This window comes from Phycicoccus sp. 3266, assembly GCF_031456495.1.
GTDB lineage: Bacteria > Actinomycetota > Actinomycetes > Actinomycetales > Dermatophilaceae > Pedococcus.
Map to the genome: position 1 here is coordinate 68,018 of NZ_JAVDUW010000005.1, position 21,814 is coordinate 89,831.

General features: G+C 73.1%; 21 protein-coding genes and 2 tRNA genes. 11 read left to right on the forward strand and 12 right to left on the reverse strand.

Annotated elements, in window-relative coordinates; genetic code table 11:
- Position 1: 1 nt before the first annotated feature.
- The 5 genes from J2X64_RS19020 to J2X64_RS19040 form a co-directional block, all read right to left on the reverse strand.
- Positions 2-74, reverse strand: a tRNA-Val gene (locus J2X64_RS19020).
- A 116-nt stretch (positions 75-190) separates the two neighbouring features.
- Positions 191-658, reverse strand: a complete 468-nt coding sequence (locus J2X64_RS19025; RefSeq protein ID WP_310157905.1) for a peroxiredoxin — start codon at positions 656-658, stop codon at positions 191-193.
- Positions 659-680: 22 nt separating this feature from the next.
- Positions 681-1,106, reverse strand: a complete 426-nt coding sequence (locus tag J2X64_RS19030) for a DUF3052 domain-containing protein (RefSeq protein ID WP_310157906.1) — start codon at positions 1,104-1,106, stop codon at positions 681-683.
- A 164-nt stretch (positions 1,107-1,270) separates the two neighbouring features.
- Entirely contained in the window at positions 1,271-2,773 is a 1,503-nt protein-coding gene (locus tag J2X64_RS19035) for a PH domain-containing protein (protein ID WP_310157909.1), read from the reverse strand.
- Entirely contained in the window at positions 2,770-3,291 is a 522-nt protein-coding gene (locus J2X64_RS19040; protein WP_310157912.1) for a PH domain-containing protein, read from the reverse strand. The genes J2X64_RS19035 and J2X64_RS19040 overlap by 4 nt, the downstream gene beginning before the upstream one ends.
- A 67-nt stretch (positions 3,292-3,358) precedes the next feature.
- Here J2X64_RS19040 and fdhD point away from each other — a divergent pair, with 67 nt between their 5' ends.
- From fdhD to J2X64_RS19055, 3 genes are all read left to right on the forward strand, one after another.
- Positions 3,359-4,198 carry a formate dehydrogenase accessory sulfurtransferase FdhD gene (gene fdhD, locus J2X64_RS19045; protein WP_310157915.1) on the forward strand — a complete coding sequence of 280 codons (840 nt, stop codon included), beginning with the start codon at positions 3,359-3,361 and terminating at the stop codon, positions 4,196-4,198.
- A gap of 142 nt (positions 4,199-4,340) precedes the next feature.
- On the forward strand, positions 4,341-7,106 hold the full coding sequence (gene aceE, locus J2X64_RS19050; RefSeq protein ID WP_310157917.1) for a pyruvate dehydrogenase (acetyl-transferring), homodimeric type: 2,766 nt from the start codon (positions 4,341-4,343) through the stop codon (positions 7,104-7,106).
- A 151-nt stretch (positions 7,107-7,257) separates the two neighbouring features.
- Positions 7,258-8,151 (forward strand): NAD(P)-dependent oxidoreductase, encoded by an 894-nt coding sequence (locus J2X64_RS19055; protein ID WP_310157920.1) that lies wholly within the window; start codon positions 7,258-7,260, stop codon positions 8,149-8,151.
- Between the two features lie 89 nt (positions 8,152-8,240).
- On the opposite strand, the gene J2X64_RS19060 is transcribed toward J2X64_RS19055, so the two are convergent.
- Complete coding sequence (locus J2X64_RS19060; RefSeq protein ID WP_310157924.1) at positions 8,241-9,410, reverse strand: glycerophosphodiester phosphodiesterase family protein; 1,170 nt, start codon at positions 9,408-9,410, stop codon at positions 8,241-8,243.
- Positions 9,411-9,561: 151 nt separating this feature from the next.
- Here J2X64_RS19060 and J2X64_RS19065 point away from each other — a divergent pair, with 151 nt between their 5' ends.
- The 5 genes from J2X64_RS19065 (at position 9,562) to fabF (ending at position 14,544) form a co-directional block, all read left to right on the forward strand.
- Positions 9,562-10,758, forward strand: a complete 1,197-nt coding sequence (locus J2X64_RS19065; RefSeq protein ID WP_310157926.1) for a helix-turn-helix domain-containing protein — start codon at positions 9,562-9,564, stop codon at positions 10,756-10,758.
- A gap of 99 nt (positions 10,759-10,857) precedes the next feature.
- Entirely contained in the window at positions 10,858-11,829 is a 972-nt protein-coding gene (locus tag J2X64_RS19070; RefSeq protein ID WP_310157929.1) for an ACP S-malonyltransferase, read from the forward strand.
- A gap of 1 nt (position 11,830) precedes the next feature.
- Entirely contained in the window at positions 11,831-12,853 is a 1,023-nt protein-coding gene (locus J2X64_RS19075) for a beta-ketoacyl-ACP synthase III (protein ID WP_310157931.1), read from the forward strand.
- A gap of 81 nt (positions 12,854-12,934) precedes the next feature.
- Positions 12,935-13,183, forward strand: a complete 249-nt coding sequence (locus J2X64_RS19080) for an acyl carrier protein (RefSeq protein ID WP_310157933.1) — start codon at positions 12,935-12,937, stop codon at positions 13,181-13,183.
- Between the two features lie 116 nt (positions 13,184-13,299).
- The gene (gene fabF, locus J2X64_RS19085; protein ID WP_310157935.1) at positions 13,300-14,544 is read left to right on the forward strand and encodes a beta-ketoacyl-ACP synthase II; all 1,245 of its coding nucleotides are present in this window, start codon (positions 13,300-13,302) and stop codon (positions 14,542-14,544) included.
- Between the two features lie 127 nt (positions 14,545-14,671).
- Here fabF and J2X64_RS19090 read toward each other — a convergent pair whose 3' ends face one another.
- Positions 14,672-17,014: a glycosyltransferase gene (locus tag J2X64_RS19090; RefSeq protein WP_310157938.1), complete on the reverse strand. Its 2,343-nt coding sequence runs from the start codon at positions 17,012-17,014 to the stop codon at positions 14,672-14,674.
- A 164-nt stretch (positions 17,015-17,178) separates the two neighbouring features.
- On the opposite strand from J2X64_RS19090, the gene J2X64_RS19095 reads away from it, so the two are divergent.
- Entirely contained in the window at positions 17,179-17,736 is a 558-nt protein-coding gene (locus J2X64_RS19095) for a hypothetical protein (protein ID WP_310157940.1), read from the forward strand.
- A 23-nt stretch (positions 17,737-17,759) separates the two neighbouring features.
- Here the strand turns inward: J2X64_RS19095 and J2X64_RS19100 are convergent, their stop codons facing one another.
- The 3 genes from J2X64_RS19100 to J2X64_RS19110 form a co-directional block, all read right to left on the reverse strand.
- On the reverse strand, positions 17,760-18,386 hold the full coding sequence (locus tag J2X64_RS19100) for a hypothetical protein (RefSeq protein WP_310157943.1): 627 nt from the start codon (positions 18,384-18,386) through the stop codon (positions 17,760-17,762).
- Positions 18,387-18,482: 96 nt separating this feature from the next.
- A complete protein-coding gene (locus J2X64_RS19105; RefSeq protein ID WP_310157945.1) occupies positions 18,483-18,998 on the reverse strand; it encodes a DUF3145 domain-containing protein in 516 nt (171 codons plus the stop codon).
- A 204-nt stretch (positions 18,999-19,202) separates the two neighbouring features.
- On the reverse strand, positions 19,203-19,688 hold the full coding sequence (locus J2X64_RS19110; protein ID WP_310157948.1) for a hypothetical protein: 486 nt from the start codon (positions 19,686-19,688) through the stop codon (positions 19,203-19,205).
- A 164-nt stretch (positions 19,689-19,852) separates the two neighbouring features.
- Between J2X64_RS19110 and J2X64_RS19115 the strand changes: the two genes are divergently transcribed.
- Positions 19,853-19,929: transfer RNA gene (locus tag J2X64_RS19115), tRNA-Ile, on the forward strand.
- A 196-nt stretch (positions 19,930-20,125) separates the two neighbouring features.
- Here J2X64_RS19115 and J2X64_RS19120 read toward each other — a convergent pair.
- Positions 20,126-20,407, reverse strand: coding sequence for a hypothetical protein (locus tag J2X64_RS19120; protein ID WP_310157951.1), 282 nt, complete (start codon positions 20,405-20,407; stop codon positions 20,126-20,128).
- Between the two features lie 328 nt (positions 20,408-20,735).
- Here J2X64_RS19120 and J2X64_RS19125 point away from each other — a divergent pair, with 328 nt between their 5' ends.
- On the forward strand, positions 20,736-21,578 hold the full coding sequence (locus J2X64_RS19125; protein WP_310157953.1) for a GAF and ANTAR domain-containing protein: 843 nt from the start codon (positions 20,736-20,738) through the stop codon (positions 21,576-21,578).
- A 136-nt stretch (positions 21,579-21,714) separates the two neighbouring features.
- On the opposite strand, the gene J2X64_RS19130 is transcribed toward J2X64_RS19125, so the two are convergent.
- Positions 21,715-21,814 (reverse strand): integrase core domain-containing protein (locus J2X64_RS19130; RefSeq protein WP_310157957.1); only part of this gene is annotated, 100 nt, incomplete at its 5' end.

Sequence of the window (21,814 nt, forward strand, 5' to 3'; positions counted from 1 at the left end):
GTGGGCCCGGCCGGGGTCGAACCGACGACATCCACGGTGTAAACGTGGCGCTCTGCCAGCTGAGCTACAGGCCCCTGACCCACCGGCGGCGGGTCAGGCGTGAGGCTAGCAGCGACGGAGGTCCCGGCCGTCCCCCGCTGGCGGGAGCGGCGGCGTCCAGGTCGACGGTCGGCGTGCGTCCGCGTCGCCGTCAGCGCAGCTCGGCGAGCGCGGCGTGGTAGCCGGAGAAGTCGCGGGCCTCACCGATCTCGTTGACCAGCGACCAGCGGATGACGCCCTCGCGGTCGACGAGGAACGTGCCGCGCACCGCGGCGCCCGCCTTCTCGTTGAGGACACCGAAGGACTCGGCCACGGCGCCGTGGGGCCAGTAGTCCGACAGCAGCGGGAAGAAGTACCCCTCCTTGTCGGCCCAGGCGCGCTGGCTGAACATGTGGTCGCACGAGATCGCCAGCACCTGCACGTCGTCGCCGACGAAGGCGCCGAGGTTGTCGCGGATCTCACACAGCTCGCCGGTGCAGATGCCGGAGAAGGCGAACGGGTAGAACACGATGACGACGTTCTTCTGCCCGCGGAACTCCGAGAGCGTGACGTCCTGGCCGTTCTGGTCCTTGAGCGTGAAGTCCGGGGCGCTGTCGCCCACGGCGAGGGGTGCGGTCATGGCAGGAATTCTGCCAGCGGACTCAGCGTCGCACCGATTTGGGGGCGACCAGCCGGGTGGCCGTCCAGTCGTCGCAGGCGTTGACGGCGCCGGAGGTGTGCAGGCCGGCCGTCGTCGCGGCCTCCTCGAGGTCGCTGGCGTCGACGTGCCCGGGACGCCCGGCCTTGGGGGTCAGGACGATGATCGACCCGCCCTCGGCGAGGTTGGTGAGTCCGTCGACGACCGCGTCGACGAGGTCCCCGTCGTCCTGGCGCCACCAGATGAGGACGGCGTCGGCGACGTCGCCGTAGTCCTCGTCCTCGAGCTCGGTGCCCGTGAGGTCCTCGATGGCGAACCGGAAGTCGTCGTCCACGTCCGAGTCGTAGCCGAACTCCTGCACGACCTGTCCCGCAGTGAGGCCGAGGCGGCCCACCGACGGCTGCTGCGCCGGACGAGCTGGCGTGCTCACACCCTTCTCCACTTCCCTCTGCGGACCGATTGCGGGACAGTCCACCGCGCCCGGACCCGATATGCAACCGAGTCAGCCGAAGATGCCACCGTTTCCCAGCCGTCGGACTGGCCCGGAGCGGCCGTCGGCCCCACCCGCAACCGGACCGGCCCCATCGCCGCTGGTCAGGGCACCGGCCGGACCGCCAGCCGCCGCGCGGCGCCCGAGCGGGCGGACTGCTCGTCCAGCAGCCGGTGGGCCTGCCCGACGTCCAGGTGCTCGACGACGGGGCCGACCGGTCCCGGGGTCGAGACCAGCGACACCGTGGCCACGCCCTGGTGCCGCTGCAGGGGGCCCTGGGTGACCCGCATCGACTGGATGCGGGCGTGCGGGACCACCTGCGCGGTCCGGTACAGCCGGCCGTGCCGCAGCACCAGGCAGTCCGGCAGGGCGGCATACCCGAGGCGGCGCCAGCCCAGCGGGTCGAGAAGCGCCGCCCGGCGGCTCGCTATGACGAACCCCTGCGTGGCGCCGCTGCCCTGCATGGCCCCCACCATGACGTCGTCCGGTATGCCGGGTCGCAGCAGCTCGAGGACCCCCAGGGCCTCCTCCCGCGTGCCCACGGGGAGCACGACCGTCTCGGTGTCCTCCTCACGGCTGCCGCCCACGCCCGCGACGTTGACCCGGATGCGCCACCACCCGAGGAGCCGCCACGGCAGCGGCTGGCGCAGCTCGACCGCCTGGACGCGGTGCAGCGGCACGGTCGTCGTCCGCAGGTCGGTGAGGCCGTGCCGGATGCGGAGCCGGTCGCCCTGGTGGTGCAGCTCGAAGTTCGCCTCACGGGTCAGCCGCTTGAGCAGCGAGCCGCCGATGCCGAGCGTCGTCGGCCCGAGCCAGGCGACCATTCCGCCGGCGCCGAGGGCGAGGGAGGTGAGCAGGGCGGGCACCGCGAGCAGGAAGGTCAGCGCGGGCCCGGTGTAGACGATCGACTGCACGATGCGGGTGTTGGGGACGGTCAGCACGCGGGTCGCCGCGGTGACCGGGGCGGCGGCCGCGAGCCCGTCGCTGTGCGACGCTGCGGCCGGGTCGCGCTCCACCGGCTCCGCCGCGCTCGTCGTGGTGGCCTCGTCGCTGTACCGGGCCAGCTCGACGAGCCGCTCCCGCACCGCCCGCGCGGTCGGGTCGCCCAGGAACGCCAGCTTGAGGTTGGCGTCGCGCCCGCCGGCCGACTGCACGACCACTTCGGAGAGGCCGACGAGCCGCGCCAGCAGGGGTCGCCCCACGTCGACGGCCTGGATGCGGTCGAACCGCACCTGTCGGTGCTGGCGGAACAGCACGCCGGTCCGCAGCTCGATCAGCGTGCCGCCGAGGCGGTAGCGCGAGAACCGCCACGACACCCAGGCGCCGGCCACGATGAGCACCAGGACGACGAGCACCGCGACCGCGGCCCAGCCCAGGTGTCCCCCGGTGGGGTCCTCGCGGTCGGCGCCGAAGAGCGTGTCGAGCTGCTGGGACAGGATGTACGCGAGCACGGCGACCGACGCGATCCCACCGCGCAGCAGGGGCGACAGCGGGTGCAGGTGCTGCCAGCCGTCGGCCTCGTCCACCCCTGCCCGGGCCACGTCCGGGACCGGGGCCGGCACCCCGCTCGGGGTGAGGCCGGCCTCGTCGGGACCGGGCTGCGTCACAGGCCCGCCCGCTGCGACTCGCCCCGAGCCGCCAGCCGCTCGCGCAGTCCCTCCGCGAGCTCGGTGGGCAGGCCGGGGATCGACCCGCCGCTCGCCGGCGAGGCGGTGTGCAGCTCGATGGTCGCCATGCCGAGGCGTCGCAACAGGGGTCCGGACTGCAGGTCGACGAACTGCAGGCGGCCGTACGGCACGCTCACGAGGCTGCGGAACAGCCGGCCCCTGCGGATGACGAGCTCCTCCGGCCCCTCCGCCCAGGTGATGGCCGGCACCTGACGGCGCACGACCCACATTCCGCAGGCCAGGGCAGCGAGCACCACCACGACCGCGAGCCAGGCCCAGGAAGTGACGAGCACGGCGAGCACCACGGCTCCCACGAGCGGCAGGGCGGTTGTCGCGAGCAGCACCAGCGACCGCGCGACCACCAGCCGCGGCGACACCGGCTGCCACGGCACGGCCCCGTCCTCGTGGAGCCGCACGGCGAGGGGCGCCGGGGCGGGGGCGGCTGGCTCGTCGCTCACGGTCCCAACCTATCCGCCGCAGGTCACGTCCCGAGCCCCTCGCGGCCACCCGGCATACAGTCGGGGCATGGGACGGGTGACGCAGCGGGCGCCGAGCACGCGCGTGGAGGTCCTCGAGGACGGTGGCGTGCGCACCACGTCGCGTCCCGACACCCTCGCCGTGGAGGAGCCGCTCGAGATCCGCGTCGCCGGGCACCCGGTCACGGTCACGATGCGCACCCCCGGCGACGACTTCGACCTCACCCTGGGCAACCTGCTGACCGAGGGCGTCGTGACCAAGGCCGTCGAGGTGGCGCAGCTGATGCACTGCCTCGACGAGGACGAGTCCGGCTCCCCCACCTACAACGTCGTCGACGTGACGCTGGCCCCCGGCGTCGTCCCGGACCTCGACCGGACCGCCCGCTCCGGCTACCAGTCCAGCGCGTGCGGGGTGTGCGGCAAGACCAGCGTCGACGCCATCACCGCGACGAGCCCGTATGCCGTGGCCGACGACCCGGTGCGCCTGTCGCCGGCCGTGGTGGCCGGACTGCCCGACCGGCTGCGCGAGCGGCAGAAGGTGTTCGACCGCACCGGCGGGCTGCACGCCGCGGGGATCTTCACGGCCGAGGGCGAGCCGCTGGTCGTCCGCGAGGACGTCGGGCGGCACAACGCCGTCGACAAGGTCGTGGGCTGGGCCGGTCGCGAGGGACTGCTCCCCCTCACCGGGCACGTCCTGGTGGTGAGCGGACGGGCGAGCTTCGAGCTCGTGCAGAAGGCCGTCATGGCTGGCATCCCGGCCCTCGTGGCGGTGTCCGCGCCGTCGTCACTGGCGGTGCAGCTCGCCACGGAGTCGGGCCTCACCCTCGTCGGCTTCACCCGCCCGCCGCGCATGACCGTCTACGCCGGCGGGTACCGGTTGGGCCTCTGACCGGCGACGACGCCGGCCGCCGGCTGCTCCGCATACCGGTCAGTAGGCACGGCCGGTTGTGACGTGCACCTCGTCGGGGTGGAAGATGGACACAGGGCCGCAGGCACCCCCGCGGCCGCAGCGCGAGAAAGGACTCACGACCGTGGCCGCACGCGAGGAAGCCGGACCCATCCTCAACGGCATCCCCAGCCAGCTCCCGGACATCGACCCCGAGGAGACCCGGGAGTGGCTCGACTCGCTCGACGGCGTCATCGACGCCGGCGGGCGCAACCGGGCCCGGTACGTGATGCTCAAGCTGCTCGAGCGCGCCCGCGAGCAGCAGGTCGGCGTGCCGTCGCTGACCGCCACCGACTACATCAACACGATCTCCCCGGAGCAGGAGCCGTGGTTCCCCGGCGACGAGGAGGTCGAGCGCCGCTACCGCGCGTACCTGCGCTGGAACGCCGCCGTCATGGTGCACCGCGCCCAGCGCCCCGACATCTCCGTCGGCGGCCACATCTCCACCTACGCCTCCGCGGCGACCCTGTACGAGGTGGGCTTCAACCACTTCTGGCGCGGGGCCGACCACCCGGGCGGCGGCGACCAGGTCTTCTTCCAGGGCCACGCCTCCCCCGGCATGTACGCCCGCGCCTACCTCGAGGGCCGCCTGTCCGAGGACCAGCTCGACGGCTTCCGCCAGGAGAAGAGCCACATCGTGGCCGGGCAGCCGCTCGCGCTGCCGTCGTACCCGCACCCGCGCCTCATGCCTGACTTCTGGCAGTTCCCGACCGTGTCGATGGGCATCGGCCCGATGAACGCGATCTACCAGGCCCAGTTCAACAAGTACCTGCACAACCGCGGCCTCAAGGACACCAGCCAGCAGCACGTCTGGGCGTTCCTCGGCGACGGCGAGATGGACGAGCCCGAGTCGCGCGGCCTGCTGCAGCTCGCCGCCCAGGAGGAGCTCGACAACCTCACGTTCGTCATCAACTGCAACCTGCAGCGGCTCGACGGGCCGGTGCGCGGCAACGGCAAGATCATCCAGGAGCTCGAGGCGTTCTTCCGCGGCGCCGGCTGGAACGTCATCAAGGTCGTCTGGGGCCGCGGGTGGGACCCGCTGCTCGCGGCGGACCGCGACGGCGCCCTGGTGCACCTCATGAACACCACGAGCGACGGCGACTACCAGACCTTCCGCGCCAACGACGGCAAGTACGTCCGCGAGAACTTCTTCGGCCGTGACCCGCGCACCCGCGACATGGTCAAGGACTGGTCCGACGAGGACGTCTGGTGGAAGCTCAAGCGCGGAGGCCACGACTACCGCAAGGTCTTCGCGGCCTACCAGGCGGCGATGAACCACAACGGGCAGCCGACGGTCATCCTCGCCAAGACCATCAAGGGCTACGGCCTCGGCTCGCACTTCGCCGGCCGCAACGCCACGCACCAGATGAAGAAGCTGACCCTCGACGACCTCAAGGGCCTGCGCGACAGCCTCAAGCTGCCGATCACCGACGAGGTGCTCGAGAAGGACCCGTACGCGCCGCCGTACTTCCACCCGGGACCGGACGACCCGACCATCAAGTACCTGCGCGAGCGCCGCGAGAAGCTCGGTGGCCCGCTGCCTGCCCGCCGGGTCGAGCACGAGCCGCTCAAGCTGCCCGACCACTCGTCCTACGCGGTGGTGAAGAAGGGCACCGGCAAGCAGCAGGTCGCCACGACGATGGCGTTCGTGCGGCTGCTCAAGGAGCTCATGCGCGACAAGGAGTTCGGCAAGCACGTGGTGCCGATCATCCCGGACGAGGCGCGCACGTTCGGCATGGACGCGTTCTTCCCGACGATCAAGATCTACAACCCGCACGGGCAGAACTACACCTCGGTCGACGCCGAGCTGATGCTCTCCTACAAGGAGTCGGCGCAGGGCCAGATCCTGCACCTCGGCATCAACGAGGCCGGCTCGGTCGCGGCGTTCACCGCGGCCGGCACGTCCTACGCCACGCACGGCGTGCCGATGGTGCCGATCTACGTCTTCTACTCGATGTTCGGCTTCCAGCGGACCGCGGACTCGATCTGGGCGGCCGCCGACCAGATGACCCGTGGCTTCCTCATCGGCGCCACGGCCGGCCGCACCACCCTGACCGGTGAGGGCCTGCAGCACGCCGACGGCCACAGCCCCATCCTCGCCGCGACCAACCCGGCCGTCGTGTCCTACGACCCGGCGTTCGCGTTCGAGATCGGCCACATCATGGAGGACGGGCTGCGCCGCATGTACGGCGACGACCCGGAGAACGTCATCTACTACATGACGGTCTACAACGAGCCGATGAGCCAGCCGTCCGAGCCGGAGAACGTCGACCGCGAAGGCATCCTGCGCGGCATGTACCTCTTCGCGCCGGGGATCTCCGACGGCCTGCCCGACGACGCCCCGCGGGTGCAGCTGCTCGCCTCCGGCGTCGGCGTGCCGTGGGCGCTCGAGGCACAGGAGCTGCTGCGCAACGACTGGGGCGTCGTCGCCGACGTGTGGTCGGTGACCTCGTGGAGCGAGCTGCGCCGCGACGCCATGGCGTGCGACGAGCAGCGGTTCCTGCACCCCGACGGCGAGAACCGCACGCCGTACGTCACCGAGAAGCTGCGCGACCGGCCGGGCCCGGTCGTGGCGGTGAGCGACTACATGCGCCAGGTGCAGGACCAGATCGCCCAGTGGGTGCCGGGCGACTTCGCCTCGCTAGGCGCCGACGGGTTCGGCTTCTCCGACACCCGTCCGGCCGCGCGCCGCTTCTTCCACATCGACGGCCCCTCGGTCGCGGTGCGGGCGCTGCAGATGCTCGTCCAGCGCGGCGAGGTCGACGCCAGCATGGCGCGGGAGGCGGCGCAGCGGTACCGCCTGCTCGACGTCACCGCCGGCACCTCCGGCACCGCGGGTGGCGACGCCTGACGCGTCCGACTCCCAGGCGCACCAACGGTATGCCGCCCGCTCACCTCGAGCGGGCGGCATACCGCTGTCCGGGCCCGCACGAAGGCCGGCGACCGGCGCCGGGCGTCCTGCGACGGGTGCGGGACGCACGCGCGGCCGCGAGGATGGACCCATGACCTCCACTCCCAGCGCCTCACTCCCCCGCCGCGTCGTCGTCACCGGGGCGACCGGCAAGCTCGGCCGCGCCGTCGTCGCGCACCTGCGCGACCTGGGCCTCGACGTGCTCGCGGTCGACCGGGCCGGCGGCCGCGACCCCAGGCAGGTCGAGGGTGAGTTCATGCTGGTCGACCTCACCGACTACGGGCAGGTCGTCGAGGCCCTGTCGGGCAGCGTGGACGAGCACGACGGGCCCGCGGACGCGGTGGTGCACCTCGCTGCGGTCCCGCAGCCGGGCCTGCACTCCAACGCCGTGACCTACGCCAACAACTCCGCCTCCACCTACAACGTCTTCGCGGCGGCGCGCGCCCTCGGCATCCGCAAGGTCGTCTGGGCCTCGAGCGAGACCGTGCTCGGGCTGCCGTTCGACACCCCGCCGCCCTACGCCCCGGTCGACGAGGAGTACGCGCCCCGGCCCGAGTCGACGTACTCGCTCAACAAGGCGCTCGAGGAGGAGATGGCGCGCCACTTCTGCCGCTGGGACCCCGAGCTCGTCGCGGTCGGCCTGCGCTTCTCCAACGTCATGGAGGTCGAGGACTACGCGCAGTTCCCGTCGTTCGACGCCGACCCGCAGGCGCGGCGCTGGAACCTGTGGGGCTACATCGACGCCCGCGACGGGGCGCAGGCCGTGGAGCGTGGTCTGGCGCACGACGTGCCGGGCGCGGACGTGTTCGTGATCGCCAACGCCGACACCGTGATGAGCCGGTCCAGCGCGTCGCTCATGGCGGAGGTGTACCCCGGCGTGGAGGTGCGTCGCGACCTCGGTGAGCACGAGACGCTGCTGTGCATCGACAAGGCGCGGCGGGTCCTCGGGTACGAGCCGCGGCACTCCTGGCGCGACCACGTCTGACCGGGGCCGCCGGCTCCGGCGGGCCGCGGCTCCGGCGGGCCGTCGGCCCGGCGGACGCTGCGGCACCACCTGGGCGCGCGAGCCGCGGGTCAGCGTCGCGGCTTGTGCCAGGTGCGGAGCAGCAGCACGTGGTGGCGGGCGCGGGCGGTGAGGCAGAGGTCGGGCTGGTCGCAGAACATGCCGTCGACACCGGCGCGCAGCACCGCGCCGTCGTAGTCCACCGCCCGGCCGATGGTCGCGGGGTCCGTGCCGGTGCGGTAGTCGACGGGCAGGAACAGGTTCTCGGCGCGCAGCGTGTAGACGTGCACGCGCAGGCCGGCGGCGTGGGCGCGTCGCACCAGCCCGGTCGGCGTGCCGAGCCGCCCGTCCGAGCGCCGCGGGAGCACCAGGGACACGTCGGGGGCGACCGCCCACGCGTACCGGGCGACCCAGGCCAGTCCGGTGGCGGTCGACAGGTCGGCGAACGTCCGCGGGTCGCCGGAGACCGTGAAGTCGTACGGGCGACCCCCGCCGACGAGCTGCACGAGCCGGGTGCGCGCCCCGAGGTCGTTGCGCAGGTGGCGCAGCGAGGTCGGCTCGAACGACTGGACCAGCACCGGCGCGGTCGCGGAGTCCAGCCCGTTCGCCCGGAGCGCGGCCACCAGCGGCTCCTCGAGCGGGAGGCCCTCGGCCCGGAAGTAGGTGGGGTTCTTCGACTCGGGGTACACGACGACCGCGCGGCCGGTCGACCGGCTGAGCTCGGCCCGCAGGGCCAGCACCTCGTCGAGGGTCGGCACCTCGAACGTGCCGTCCCAGGCCGTGTTGGCGGGGCGGATCGCGGGCATGCGCTCGCGCACCCTGAGCGTCTTCAGCTCGGCCAGCGTGAGGTCGTCGACGAACCAGCCGGTCTGGGTGATTCCGCTGACCTGCTTGGTGGTCCTGCGGTCGGCGAGCTCGGGGTGGTCGGCGACGTCGGTGATGCTCGACAGCTCGACGTCGTGCGTGTCGACGAGGACGTGGTCACGGGTCGAGGCGAGGTCCGGCTCGATCGCGTCGGCTCCCTGCGCCACGGCGACGCGGTAGGCCTCGAGCGTGTGCTCGGGCCGGTAGCCGGACGCGCCCCGGTGGGCCACCACCATGGCCGACGACACCAACGAGGGCACCCGGTCCGGGTCCCGGGGCAGCGCCCCGGCCGGGCCGGGAGCGGCGACGGCGAGCCCGGCGGCGAGCGCCGCGGCCGCCGCGAGAGCACGCACGGTCCTGTGCAGACGGTCCCCCACGGCGGTGGACTCTAGGGCACGGCCGGCGGCCCCCTGCGGCTTTTCGACCGGTCTGCGCGATTCCGGCCGAAAGGGCCACCTGCCGGACCCGCGCGCCGGGTCACCGGCGGCATGCAGCCGTTGTGGGCGGCATACAAATAGACTCCCGCGTATGCCGCCTGCGGACCTGGGCTTCTCGTCGGACACCGTCCAGCGCGTCGAGCGCTCGGCCGGGGAGCTCTCGAGCGCGGCCACCCGCCGGATGGAGGCGTCCCACGACTGGTACCGCGCCCTGTCCGCGGAGGACCGGTCCTGGGTCGGGCTGGTCGCCCAGGCCGGTATCGCGGCCTTCATCGCCTGGCTGCGCCACGGCGGCGACCAGGCGCCGGTGACCGCGGACGTCTTCGGTACCGCCCCGCGCGAGCTCACCCGGTCCATCACCCTGAGGCACACCCTCGACCTCGTCCGCTCGGTCGTCGACGTGGTCGAGCAGGACGCCACCGCCCTCGCCGAGCCCGGGCAGGAGCAGGCCCTGCGCGAGGCGGTGCTGCGTTACTCCCGCGAGATCGCGTTCGCCGCGGCGGAGGTCTACGCGCACGCCGCGGAGGCCCGCGGCGCCTGGGACGCCCGGCTCGAAGGCCTGGTCGTCGACGCCGTGCTCCGCGGCGAGGCCGACGACTCGATGCAGTCCCGGGCCGCGGCGCTCGGCTGGGGCTCGACCACGCGGGTGGCCGTCGTCGCCGGCAGCACGCCGCACGGCAGCCCGGCCGGCGTCGTGGACGGCCTGCGGCGGGCGGCAGAACGCGTCGGCGTCGACACCCTCGCCGCGGTCCAGGGCCGGCGGCTGGTGTGCATCTTCGGCAACGTCGACGACCCGCTGGCGGCGGCCCGCGAGGTGGGCGACCACTTCGGGGAGGGGCCCCTGGTGGTGGGGCCCACCGTGCCGCACCTGTTCGCCGCAGGGCGCTCGGCCCGGGCGGCCCTGGCCGGGCAGAGCTGCGCGCAGGCCTGGCCCGAGGCGCCCCGCCCGGTCGCCGCCGACGACCTCCTCGCCGAGCGCGTCCTCGTCGGCGACGCCCCCGCCCGGGCCCTGCTGCTCGACCGGATCTGGCACCCGCTGACGACCCACTCCGGAGGCGTCCTGCTGGAGACCGCGTCGGTCTACCTCGAGTCCGGCGGGGGCCTGGAGGGCACCGCGCGGCTGCTGTTCGTGCACCCGAACACCGTGCGGTACCGCCTCGGGCGGATCGCGGACCTCACCGGCTACCAGCTGACCGACCCCCACGACGCGCACACGGTGCGGATCGCCCTCGCCCTCGGCCGCCTGAGCCGTCCCGCGGGGGTTGTGAGACGGACCACACCGACGTGACACCGGGTGCGTGGTTTGGAGGAATCCTCCAAACCACGCCCGCCAAGTTCGTCGCGAACGGTCACGACCCCGACCCCGCGTACTCGGAAGGCTGGGGCCGTGCTCGCGATCCTCTGCCCCGGACAGGGCTCCCAGACCCCCGGCTTCCTCACCCCGTGGCTCGAGCTGCCGGAGTTCCGCTCCCGGCTCGAGTCGCTGTCGGACGTGGCGGGCATCGACCTCGTCGCACACGGCACCACGTCGGACGCCGAGACCATCAAGGACACCGCCGTCGCCCAGCCGCTGATCGTCGCCGCCGGGCTGGCCACCGCGAGCGTGCTGCTGCCCCAGGGCCCAGCCGCCGCCGGGGTCTCCGCCGTGGCCGGCCACTCCGTCGGTGAGATCACCGCGGCCGCCCTCGCCGGCGTGCTGGGCGACCACGACGCCATGGTCTTCGTGCGCGAGCGCGGCGCCGGCATGGCCGCGGCATCCGCCGTCACCCCGACCGGCATGAGCGCCGTCCTGGGCGGCGACCCGCAGGAGGTGCTGGCGGTGCTGGAGCGGCACGGCCTCACCCCCGCGAACGCCAACGGCGCCGGCCAGACCGTGGCGGCCGGCACGCTCGAGCAGCTGCAGGCCCTCGCGGCGGACCCGCCGGCCAAGGCGCGGGTCATCCCGCTGCAGGTCGCCGGCGCGTTCCACACCTCGCACATGGCGCCCGCCGTCGACGCGCTGCGCGAGCTCAGCGCGGACTTCGACGTCAGCGACCCCGGCGTCACGCTGCTGTCGAACGCCGACGGCGCGGCGGTCGGCGACGGCGCGGACGCACTGTCGCGGCTCGTCGCCCAGGTGAGCAACCCGGTGCGCTGGGACCGCTGCATGCAGACCCTCGTCGACCTCGGCGTCACCGCCGTCCTCGAGCTGGCCCCGGCCGGCACCCTCGTCGGCCTCGCCAAGCGCGGGATGCCCGGCGTCGCCACACTGGGGGTGAAGAGCCCCGACGACCTCGAGGCGGCCCGCACCCTCCTTCGCGAGCACGGCGGCGACCCCGCCGGCGCACCGACCTCCCCCACCGATGCGCAGGAAGCCTGACATGACGACCCCAGCCCCCAAGGCCACCGGCACCATCACCGCACCGGAAGGTGCCCGCTACGCCCGCATCATGGGCGTCGGCGGCTACCGTCCCGAGCGCGTGGTGCCCAACTCCGAGATCGTCGACCTGATCGACTCCTCCGACGAGTGGATCCGCGAGCGCTCGGGCATCATCGAGCGCCGGTTCGCCGCGCCCGAGGAGTCGGTGGTCGACATGTCCGAGGCCGCGACCCGGCAGGCCCTCGAGGCCGCGGGTCTCGAGGCGGCCCAGGTCGACGCGGTCATCGTGGCCACGGTGACCCACCCGTACCAGACCCCGGCCGCCGCCCCGATCCTCGCCGACCGGCTCGGCATCCGGGGTGCCGCCTTCGACATCAGCGCGGCCTGCGCCGGGTACTGCCACGGCATCAGCCTGGCGAGCGACATGGTCCGCGGCGGCTCGGCCCAGCACGTCCTCGTGGTCGGCGTCGAGAAGCTGTCGGACTTCACCGACCCCCGCGACCGCGGCACGGCCTTCATCTTCGGCGACGGCGCCGGTGCCGCGATCGTCGGCCCGTCCGACACCCCGGCCATCGGCCCGACCGTCTGGGGCTCGGACGGCTCGCAGTGGCGGACCATCAGCCAGCGCGACTCGTGGGTCGAGCTGAAGCAGAACGACGGCGTGGGCTCCCCCGCGATCGGCATGGCCGGCCAGTCCGTCTTCCGCTGGGCGGTGTGGGGCATGGCCCCCGTCGCCCAGAAGGCGCTCGACGCGGCGGGCGTGCGGGCCGAGGACCTCGACGCGTTCATCCCGCACCAGGCGAACATGCGGATCATCGACGCGATGATCAAGCAGCTCAAGCTGCCCGCCGACATCCCCGTCGCCCGCGACATCGCCCAGACCGCGAACACCTCGGCCGCCTCCATCCCACTCGCGACGGAGCGGATGCTGCGCGAGGGCGAGGCGCCCCACGGCGGCCTCGCACTCCAGATCGGCTTCGGCGCCGGCCTGGTGTATGCCGCGCAGGTCGTCGTCCTTCCCTGAGACCCCCGACGGCCCGCGGGAAACCGGGCCACCGACCGATGCACGACACGCAAGCGACACACATCTAAGGAGCGCAAGCCAATGGCGCAGAGCGAGCAGGAGATCCTCGAGGGTCTGGCCGAGATCGTGAACGAGGAGACCGGTCTCGACACCGAGTCGGTGCAGCCGGAGAAGTCCTTCACCGACGACCTCGACATCGACTCCCTCTCGATGATGACGATCGTCGTCAACGCCGAGGAGAAGTTCGGCGTCCGCATCCCCGATGACGAGGTGAAGAACCTCAAGACGGTCGGCGACGCCGTCTCGTTCATCGCCAAGAACCAGGGCTGAGCCCGCAGGAGCGGCGGCCCCGCCGGGCCACCCGGCACACTGGTGCCAGGACACGGGCCCGGCGTGGGCCGCCGCCCCTCACCGCACCCCACGCGAACGAAGGAGCACCCCCAGTCATGACCGCACAGCGACGCGTCGTCGTCACGGGCATCGGCGCCACCACCCCGGTCGGCGGCACCGCCACGGAGACGTGGGACGCCATCCTCGCGGGCCGCTCCGGCGCCCGCACCATGGACTTCGAGTGGGTGCAGAAGTACGAGCTCCCGGTGCACTTCGCTGCCACCATCCACACCCAGCCGCTCGACGTGCTCACCAAGGTCGAGGTCCGCCGCAACGACCCGTCCGCGCAGTACTCGCTCATCGCGGCGCGAGAGGCGTGGGCCGACGCCGGCGCCCCCGAGGTCGACCCCGAGCGGCTCGCCGCGTGCATCGGCACCGGCATCGGCGGCGTGTGGACCCTCCTCGACGCCTGGGACACGCTGCGGGAGAAGGGCCCTCGACGCGTCTTCCCGCTGTCGGTCCCGATGCTCATGCCCAACACCTCGTCCGCCGCCGTGTCCCTCGACCTCGGTGCGCGGGCCGGCGCCCACACTCCGGTGTCCGCGTGCGCGTCGGGCCTGGAGGCCATGGGGTATGCCGCGGAGATGATCCGCAGCGGGCGTGCCGACATCGCGGTGGCCGGTGGCACCGAGGCCGCCGTCCACCCGCTGCCGATCTCCGGCTTCGCGGCGATGCAGGCCCTGTCGACCCGCAACGACGACCCCGAGCGCGCCTCCCGCCCGTACGACACCGCCCGGGACGGGTTCGTCCTCGGCGAGGGTGCCGCGGTCATCGTGCTCGAGGAGTACGAGGCGGCCAAGGCGCGGGGCGCCACCATCTACGCCGAGCTCTCCGGCATCGGGATGTCCTCCGACAGCCACCACATCACGGCCCCTGAGCCGGAGGGCGCCGGGGCGTCCCGGGCGATGCGCGAGGCCGTGCAGTCCGCCGGCCTCACGCCCAAGGACGTCGTCCACATCAACGCTCACGCCACCTCCACGCCGGTCGGTGACGTGGCCGAGTCCAACGCGATCCGCCGGGCCTTCGGCGCCGACGCCGACGGCATGCCGGTCAGCGCGACGAAGTCGATGACCGGGCACCTGCTCGGCGCGGCCGGCGCGCTCGAGGGCGTGCTGACGATCCTCGCGGTGCACCACCGCATCGCGCCGGCGACGATCAACGTCGACGACCTCGACCCGCAGATCGACCTCGACGTCGTCCGCGGCGAGGCGCGCAAGCTGCCCGAGGGCGACATCGCGGCGCTGAACAACAGCTTCGGCTTCGGCGGCCACAACGTCGCCGTGCTCTTCACCAGCGTCTGACCGACCTCCCGGTCGCCGAGCCGGGCAGCGGCACCTCGTGTCGCTGCCCGGCTCCGTCACGTCCGGGTCGATGGCCGACCCCGGCGTGTCCGGGTCGCTGCCCGGCTCCGTGATGCCGGGAGTCGGGTCAGGGGCGCTTGGTGGTCGTGGGCCGGTGCGTGGGCGTGGGCGTGGTCCGGGTCGGCCGGCTCGTCGGGCTGCCCACCGACGTCGGGCTGCCGGCCGAGGTGGGGCTGCCCACACTCGTGGGCGACGGCACCGTCGTGGGCGACCCCGAGGGCGTCGGGGATGCCGACGTGGACCGGGTGGTCGAGGACGGCGAGGTCGAGGAGGACTCGGACCTGCTCGTGGGCGAGGTCGTCACCCCGAGGGGCGCGACCCCGACCGCCGAGGTGGTCGACGACGTGGTGGTGGCCGACGTGCTGGGGGCGTGACGTGCCGAGGACTGGTGCGTGGGCGACGGCCCCACCCGCGGGACGGCGGCGGTGCGCGGTGCCTCGTGCGAGGTCGGCTGCACGAGGAGCATCACCACGGCAGCCAGGGCGCCGACGCCGGCGACGGTCGCCACGGAGGTGCGAGCCCGCGGACCCCACCACCCGCGCGCCCACTCGGCGGTGCGCCGGCGGCGCAGGTCGGCCGGCAGGTCCGCCCGCATCGCCGCGATGCTGTGGGCCGGGGCGGCGAGCCACCCGGCGACGGGGACGACCAGCAGGCCCGTGAGCCCCACCGTCACCCAGCCGGGGCGGGTCGCGACGCCGGCGGCGGCACTGGCGAGCGCCACGACGGCAAGCCCGACCTCGACGAGGTGGGCTCGCACCGCCTGGAACCAGTGGACGTCGCCGCGCACCTTGGGCGTGCGCAGGAAGACACCCCGGGGCTCCACCAGCCCGCGGACGCAGGCCATCGCCACGACCCAGCCGAGGGACAGCCAGATGAGGAATGCCCCCACGGCATCGCGCCAGGTGGCGTCCCGTCCGACGGCCTTGACCACCGCCACCGCGCGCAGCAGCCCGACGAGGACGAGCGCGGGCACGGCGAGGACGAGCAGGCCGCTGAGCCGCCGGACGACGAGGCCACCACCCAGAGCCAGGTCGACCAGGCTCAGCACCACGAGGAGGCTGAAGAGCAGGCCGACGAGGTCGCCGAGCCACTGGATGCCGCCGTTGAGGTACCCGACGCGCTGGGCGAGGCCCAGCCGTGTGCCGCGGTGCCAGGGCATCAGCATGCGCCAGTGCCGCTTGAGGATCTGCATGCCGCCGAAGCACCAGCGGAACCGCTGGCGCTTGAGCGCCTCGAACGTGAGGGGCATGACGCCGTGCCCGAACGTGCGGTCCACGTGGTGGCCCGACCACCCCCGGGCGAGCAGGCGCAGCGAGAGCTCGGCGTCCTCGGTGACGCACCACTCGTCCCAGCCGCCCACGTCGAGCAGCGCCTCGCGGCGGACCAGCCCCATGGTGCCGCCGAAGATCGCGCTGTTCCGCTCGTCGCGGGAGGGCTGGGAGACCGCGAAGAAGTAGTCGTAGCTGTAGTAGAGGCTCCGCAGGTACTGCGAGCCGGTCCAGTCGCGGTAGTCCTGCGGGGTCTGGACGAAGGCGACCGACGGGTCGGCGAACGCGCCCACCGTGTCCCGCAGCCAGCCCGGGTCCACCTGGTAGTCGGCGTCGACGACGGCGATGAGCTCGGTCCGCGGGTCGCTGTGCTCCTCGGCGTAGTTGAGCGCCCCGGACTTGAACCCCGGCCAGTCGAGCAGCCGGTGGAACCGCAGCACCTCCGGGTGCGCCCGGCAGAACGCCTCGACGGGGGCCACGAGGGCGTCGTCGTCGGTGTTGTTGTCGACGAGGAGCACCTCGTATGCCGGGTAGTCCAGGTCGAGCAGGGACCGCAGGGTGGCGATCACCATGTCCGGCGGCTCGCGGTGGCTCGGGACGTGGATCGACACGAACGGGTGGTGCTCGTCCGCCCCCACCGGCGCCGGACCGGCGCCGCGGCCGAGACGACGACGCCAGGTCCGGGACGCCAGCGCGTCGTGGATCTCCCACCCGTAGGCGAGGACGAGGACGTACGCCGCCACCTCGAGTGCCCAGAGGGCCCACGCTCCCACGGCACTGAGGCCGGAGAGGCCCGAGGACGTCGTCCAGAGCGCCATGGCGACGACGTACGCCATGCCCGTCGAGGCGGACAGTGCCCAGCTCGCGTGCCCCAGGGACGACCAGCGGCTGGTGACGGGCACCCACACCAGCGTGGTGGCCCACAGGGCCATCACGGACCAGGCGACATCCGTGGCCGGCAGCACCGGGACGAGCAGGGCCCCGGCCAGGACCAGCCCGGGCAGCGGGCCCAGGACACGTGCCACCGGGGACGCGCCGCGGGCGTGCCGGGCGTCGGCGGGGTCGCGGTCGCGCGCAGCGACGAGGAACGCCGCGGTGGTCAGGACGGTGGCGACCACTGCGACGAGGACGAGGGCTGTCACGCGTGCTCCTTGGTTCCGTGGGGCAGCTCACCAGAGTAGGGCCGCTGCCTGTGAGGGCGGGACGCGCTCCCGTCCTCATCCGTTCGGTCAGACCTGCAGGTCACAGCACCCACGGGGCGGTCAGCGGGTCCTAGCCTCCTGCCGGGGCAGCAGGAGGGAACACGATGCGGGAAGTGGTCGGCGCCGACGAGGGCGCACGCGAGGCGATCGTCGTCGTCGACGAGCAGATGGCACGACGCGCGCTGCGGGCCGCACGCCGCCACGTCCTTCGCCGACCGCAGACCCTCGCGATGCTGCTCGGAGCGGTTGCGCTGCTGTGGCTGCCCACCGTGACGACGGAGCTGACGGGCCCCGGTTTGCGCCCCGAGCTCCTGGCGTCGTCTGCAGGCATCCTCGTCTGCGCCACCGCACTGTGCCCGGTGGTCGCGCTCGCCATGGTGCGGCTGTCGACGAGCGCTGCAGTCGCACGCAACCTGGCCCCCGGCCAGCTCGTCGGGGTCGTCGTGGGCCCGCACTCCCTGCGCGTGCGCGGGCACCACTGCTCGCACGAGGTGAGCTACGACCTGCTGCACACCGTCGAGCAGTTCGACGGGATCGTCGTGGTGGCGATGACCGGGCGGTACTGGCTGCTGCCGGCAGAGGTCTTCGACACGGCGAGCCTGGTCGCGCTGCGCCAGCGCGCCGGCCGACGGCCGTTCCCGATGGCGCTGCTGGTGGGCTGACCCGCCGGCGCCGAGGTGGGCGCTCAGTGGCCCTTGGTCCGCACCGGCGGCACGGTGATCGTGATGAGCGGCCCGGAGGTCGTCGTCGACGTGGTCGGCCGCGGCGTGGTGGTGGTCGTCGTCGAAGGGCGGACGGTCGACGTCGTGGTCGACGTCGTCACCGGACGGGACGTCGTCCTGGGAGCAGCCGACGTGCTGGTGGGCGACGGGGTGCGGGTGGCTCCCCGCGACGGGCTGGTCGGCGACGTCCGCGACGGCACCGGCTTCGAGCTCGTCGGGGCGGCCGGGGTGTCCACCGCGCCGGCCGGGGCGGGGTCGGGGTCCGCCGAGCTCGCCCCCGCCGCGCTCGACTCCGAGAGCATGAACGGGAACGCGGCCAGCGCGGTCAGCCCGGCCACCCAGAGGAGGACGAGGCCGGGAAGGGGCTTGGCCGAGGACCGGTGCCGTGCCCGGTCGGCGCGGTGCCGCTCGACCTCGCGGACGTATGCCGCGAGGGTCGCGACGGCGCCGGCGGCGAGCAGCCAGAGCACGACGACGGCGACGGTCGTGCCGGTGGTCAGGTCGGCCCGCAGCACCAGCCACGCGCACCAGAGCAGGGCGATGCCGCCGACCGCTGCCACGACGCCTGTGAGCGCATGACGGGGTCTCACACGGTCCTCCTGGGGTCAAGGATCAGCGCAGAAGGGTAGCGGCCGAGCCCCGGAAGGCAGGAAACGTGCAGGTCGCAGCGGGTGTCCCGGTGGGGCTCAGCCCACCTTGTGCAGCCAGCGGACGGGGGCCCCGTCCCCGGCATACCGGAAGGGCTCGAGCTCGTCGTCCCAGTCGGTGCCGAGCAGCTCGTCGAGCATCTCGGCCATGGCCTCGGGCGAGCCCTGGGACAGCCGCAGCACCTCCCGCAGGCGGTCCTCGTTGACGACCGCGTCGCCGCTCGCCGACGTCCACGTGTGGTGGATGCCGAGGCTGGGCGTGTGCGACCACCGAGAGCCGTCGGCGCCCGGGCTGGGCTCCTCCGTGATCTCGTAGCGCAGGTTGTCCCACCCGCGCAGGGTCGAGGCGAGCTTGGCGCCGGTGCCTTGCACACCGCTCCACGGGAACTCCGCGCGGACCAGTGAGGCACCGGCAGGCTGACGCGTCCAGTCGATGGAGAGCCTGGTCTCGAGGACCGACTCGAGCGCCCAGGTGATGTGCGGGCACAGCGCCGTGGGGGTGGAGTGGACGAACACCACCCCGCGAGTCATGACACGCGGCATCGCGACAGACATCCGGGCCTCCTTCGTGTGTGAGGGACGTCTTCCCCAACGACCTCGTCACGAGAGCTCGGCGTGTGTGCCGCGGCTGTTCAGTTGTGCGTGCTGAGGCCCCATTGTGCACCACAAGCACCGGCAGCACCAGCATTCCCAAGAATCACGCCCGTGCCGCGTCGGGCGGGGCGGACACCAGTGGGGACCGCCCCGCCGGGACAGGGGTCAGCTGGTGGCGCTGGGCGTTGAGGTCTGCCCCTGCTGGGAGCTGCCAGAACTGCCCGGGCGCTGGCCGCCGGGGCCGCCCTGCCCCATCACCTGCACGTTCGTCACGGCATACGCCTTGTCGACCTGCACGATGATCTGGGTGCCGTCGGTGCGCACCATGTGCGCTTCGTACACGCCGTCGGAGTCGGTCTCCACGCGTTGGATGGTGGCGGTCGGTTCCTTCTTCTTGGCCGCCGCGGTGACCTTGGCGGCGACGTCGCCGGTGAGCAGCCTCTCGTCGCTGCGCATGGGCTTGCTGGGGTCGGTGTTGCCGTTGCTCCGGGGCGGCTGGCCGCCCGGCATCTCGCCGCTCCCCTGCGGGGCGGTGTATGCCGTGGCGACGGTGGAGGTCGCGGGCGCGGCGTTGGCCAGGGACGCGCCGGTGATGGCGATGCCTGCGGCTGCGGCCAGACCGGCGGCGACGGGGACGATGCGGATCTTCACGAGGGTTCTCCTTCGGGTGGTGGACCTCCACCGTCGGGGCCGGGGCTGTGGCGGCGGGCAGCCGCAGCCGTGCGCCCGCTGTCAGGTCGGCGCCACCCTGTGAAGCGACCCTGCGCAGGCCGATAGGCTTCCGGCGCCCAGCGCGGTGCGAGCCGGGCTGGCGCGGGGCAGTAGCTCAGTCGGTCAGAGCAGCGGACTCATAATCCGTCGGTCGTCGGTTCAAGCCCGACCTGCCCCACCAGACGTCTCTGCGGATCCCAGCGCCGACCGGTCCGTGCGAACCACGGTGCCGCCGAACCCCGCCACCGAAACTTCGGCCGGACGGACATGGGTTCACCTCACCCGGGGTAGCGCAGGAACAGGGCTGAGGGGCTCAAGCAGCCGGGTCCCTCAGCCTCGGGGGCGTGTCGGCACGTCCACAGACCACGTCGGCACGTCTACAGACCGCGTCGGCCGTCGACCGGACGGGACCGGTTCAGGTCGAGGTACAGGCGCAGCTCGTCCCGAAGTCGTGGCGGAACCGGCAGGTTGTTGTCACGCAGAGCGCCGGCATACTCCTGCATCGCCGCGAGGAGATCGCCTCGGGCCTGCACCAGGTCCTGCTGCGTGTGCGGCGCCGAGCGGCAGTCCTCGACGACGACACGAGCCTGCCGAACCACGCTGACCAAGTGGGCGAGTGCCTGCACCGAATGATGGGGCAGTCCGGAGTTGCCAGCCATCAGGCTTCTCGATTCCATCGCGGCCCGACACGACGTCGGTTGTGCGATCCAACACCGAGTGTAGTCGGCACGAGGACGGGCGCGGGTCGCATCGCTGACACGCGGTCGACGCCTGCGGCGACCGGTGCCCGATGACGCACGGGTGGACGTGGCGCGCCCGTCAATGCTGACAATGCGCAGGTCAGGGGGCGATCTGGTCGAAAACCGGCGTAGGATGCGCAAAGGTCCAGGCCCGGGCCGCACCGGGCACCCTTCGTGACCCTCAGGCGACTCGTCCCAGCAACGCGACCGCTTGGTGACCACCTCACCGCAGTGGATCGGAGTCGCCGTGAAGCCTTCGCCATCGACGCACGTCGTCGCCCTCGACGGGCGCGCCTCGGCCTGGTGCGGGGGCGCCGTCCTGCCGGCCCTGGAGTCCCTCCTGGAGATGGCCGAGATGTGGGCGCCCGGGACGTTCGTCGGCATCAGCGGCGCCAACCGGTCGGGCACGTACACCACCCTGGTCGCGAACCACCAGCTCGTCTGGGACCTCGACTCCCTGCAGAACGACCTCGACGAGGGGCCGGGACTCACCGCCCTCCGCGAGGACCACACGGTCGTGACCGACGACGCCGAGAGCGAGCACCGCTGGGCTCCGTTCATGTCTCGCGCCGTCGAGGCCGGCGTGCGGTCGATCCTCAGCGTGCCCCTCGTCCTCGGGAACAGGACGTTCGGGGCGCTCAACCTGTACTCCGCGGCATACCAGCCCGTGGACATGGCTCGGCTGGCACAGGCCAAGCTCCTCGCCGGCCAGGCGGCGCTGGCCCTGGCGCAGGCGCAGCGCGAGCACCAGCTCACGGTCGCCCTCGAGACGAACCGGGTGGTGGGCAAGGCGGTCGGCCTGGCGATGGAGCGCCTCGGCCTCGACGACCACGCCGCCTTCGCCTACCTGAGCGCCCTGTCGCACAAGAGCCGTCTGGACCTGCGCGAGATCGCCAGGCACTTCGTCGACCAGGCCAACGCCCTCCACTCCAGGGCCGCGGACACCGGCGGTTCCGAGCACCCTGACGGTTCCGGACAGCCCGACCTCGTCGCGTCGCACGACGTGACCGTGATCTCCGACGACGTCACCACGCCCACCGGGGCCCCCGTTGCCGAGCCGGGATGGCCCGCCGTGGCGCTCGAGTCCTAGGACCCGCGCACCGGCACACGCCGCAGCCGGGCATTCGAGCGTCCCCGGAACGCACGGGCCGGGCTGGCCAGCGGTCGCCGTCGAGTCCTGACGCGGCGCGGCCCGACCGCGTGACGGTCGAGCCCCCTGACCCGGCCTAGCTGTACTGACCTGACAGGTTGGTCAAGCGGGTGATGGGTGGCTTGTTGCCGCAGGCGGTGTGGGGTCGGTGGTGGTTGTAGTGGTGCAGCCATGCT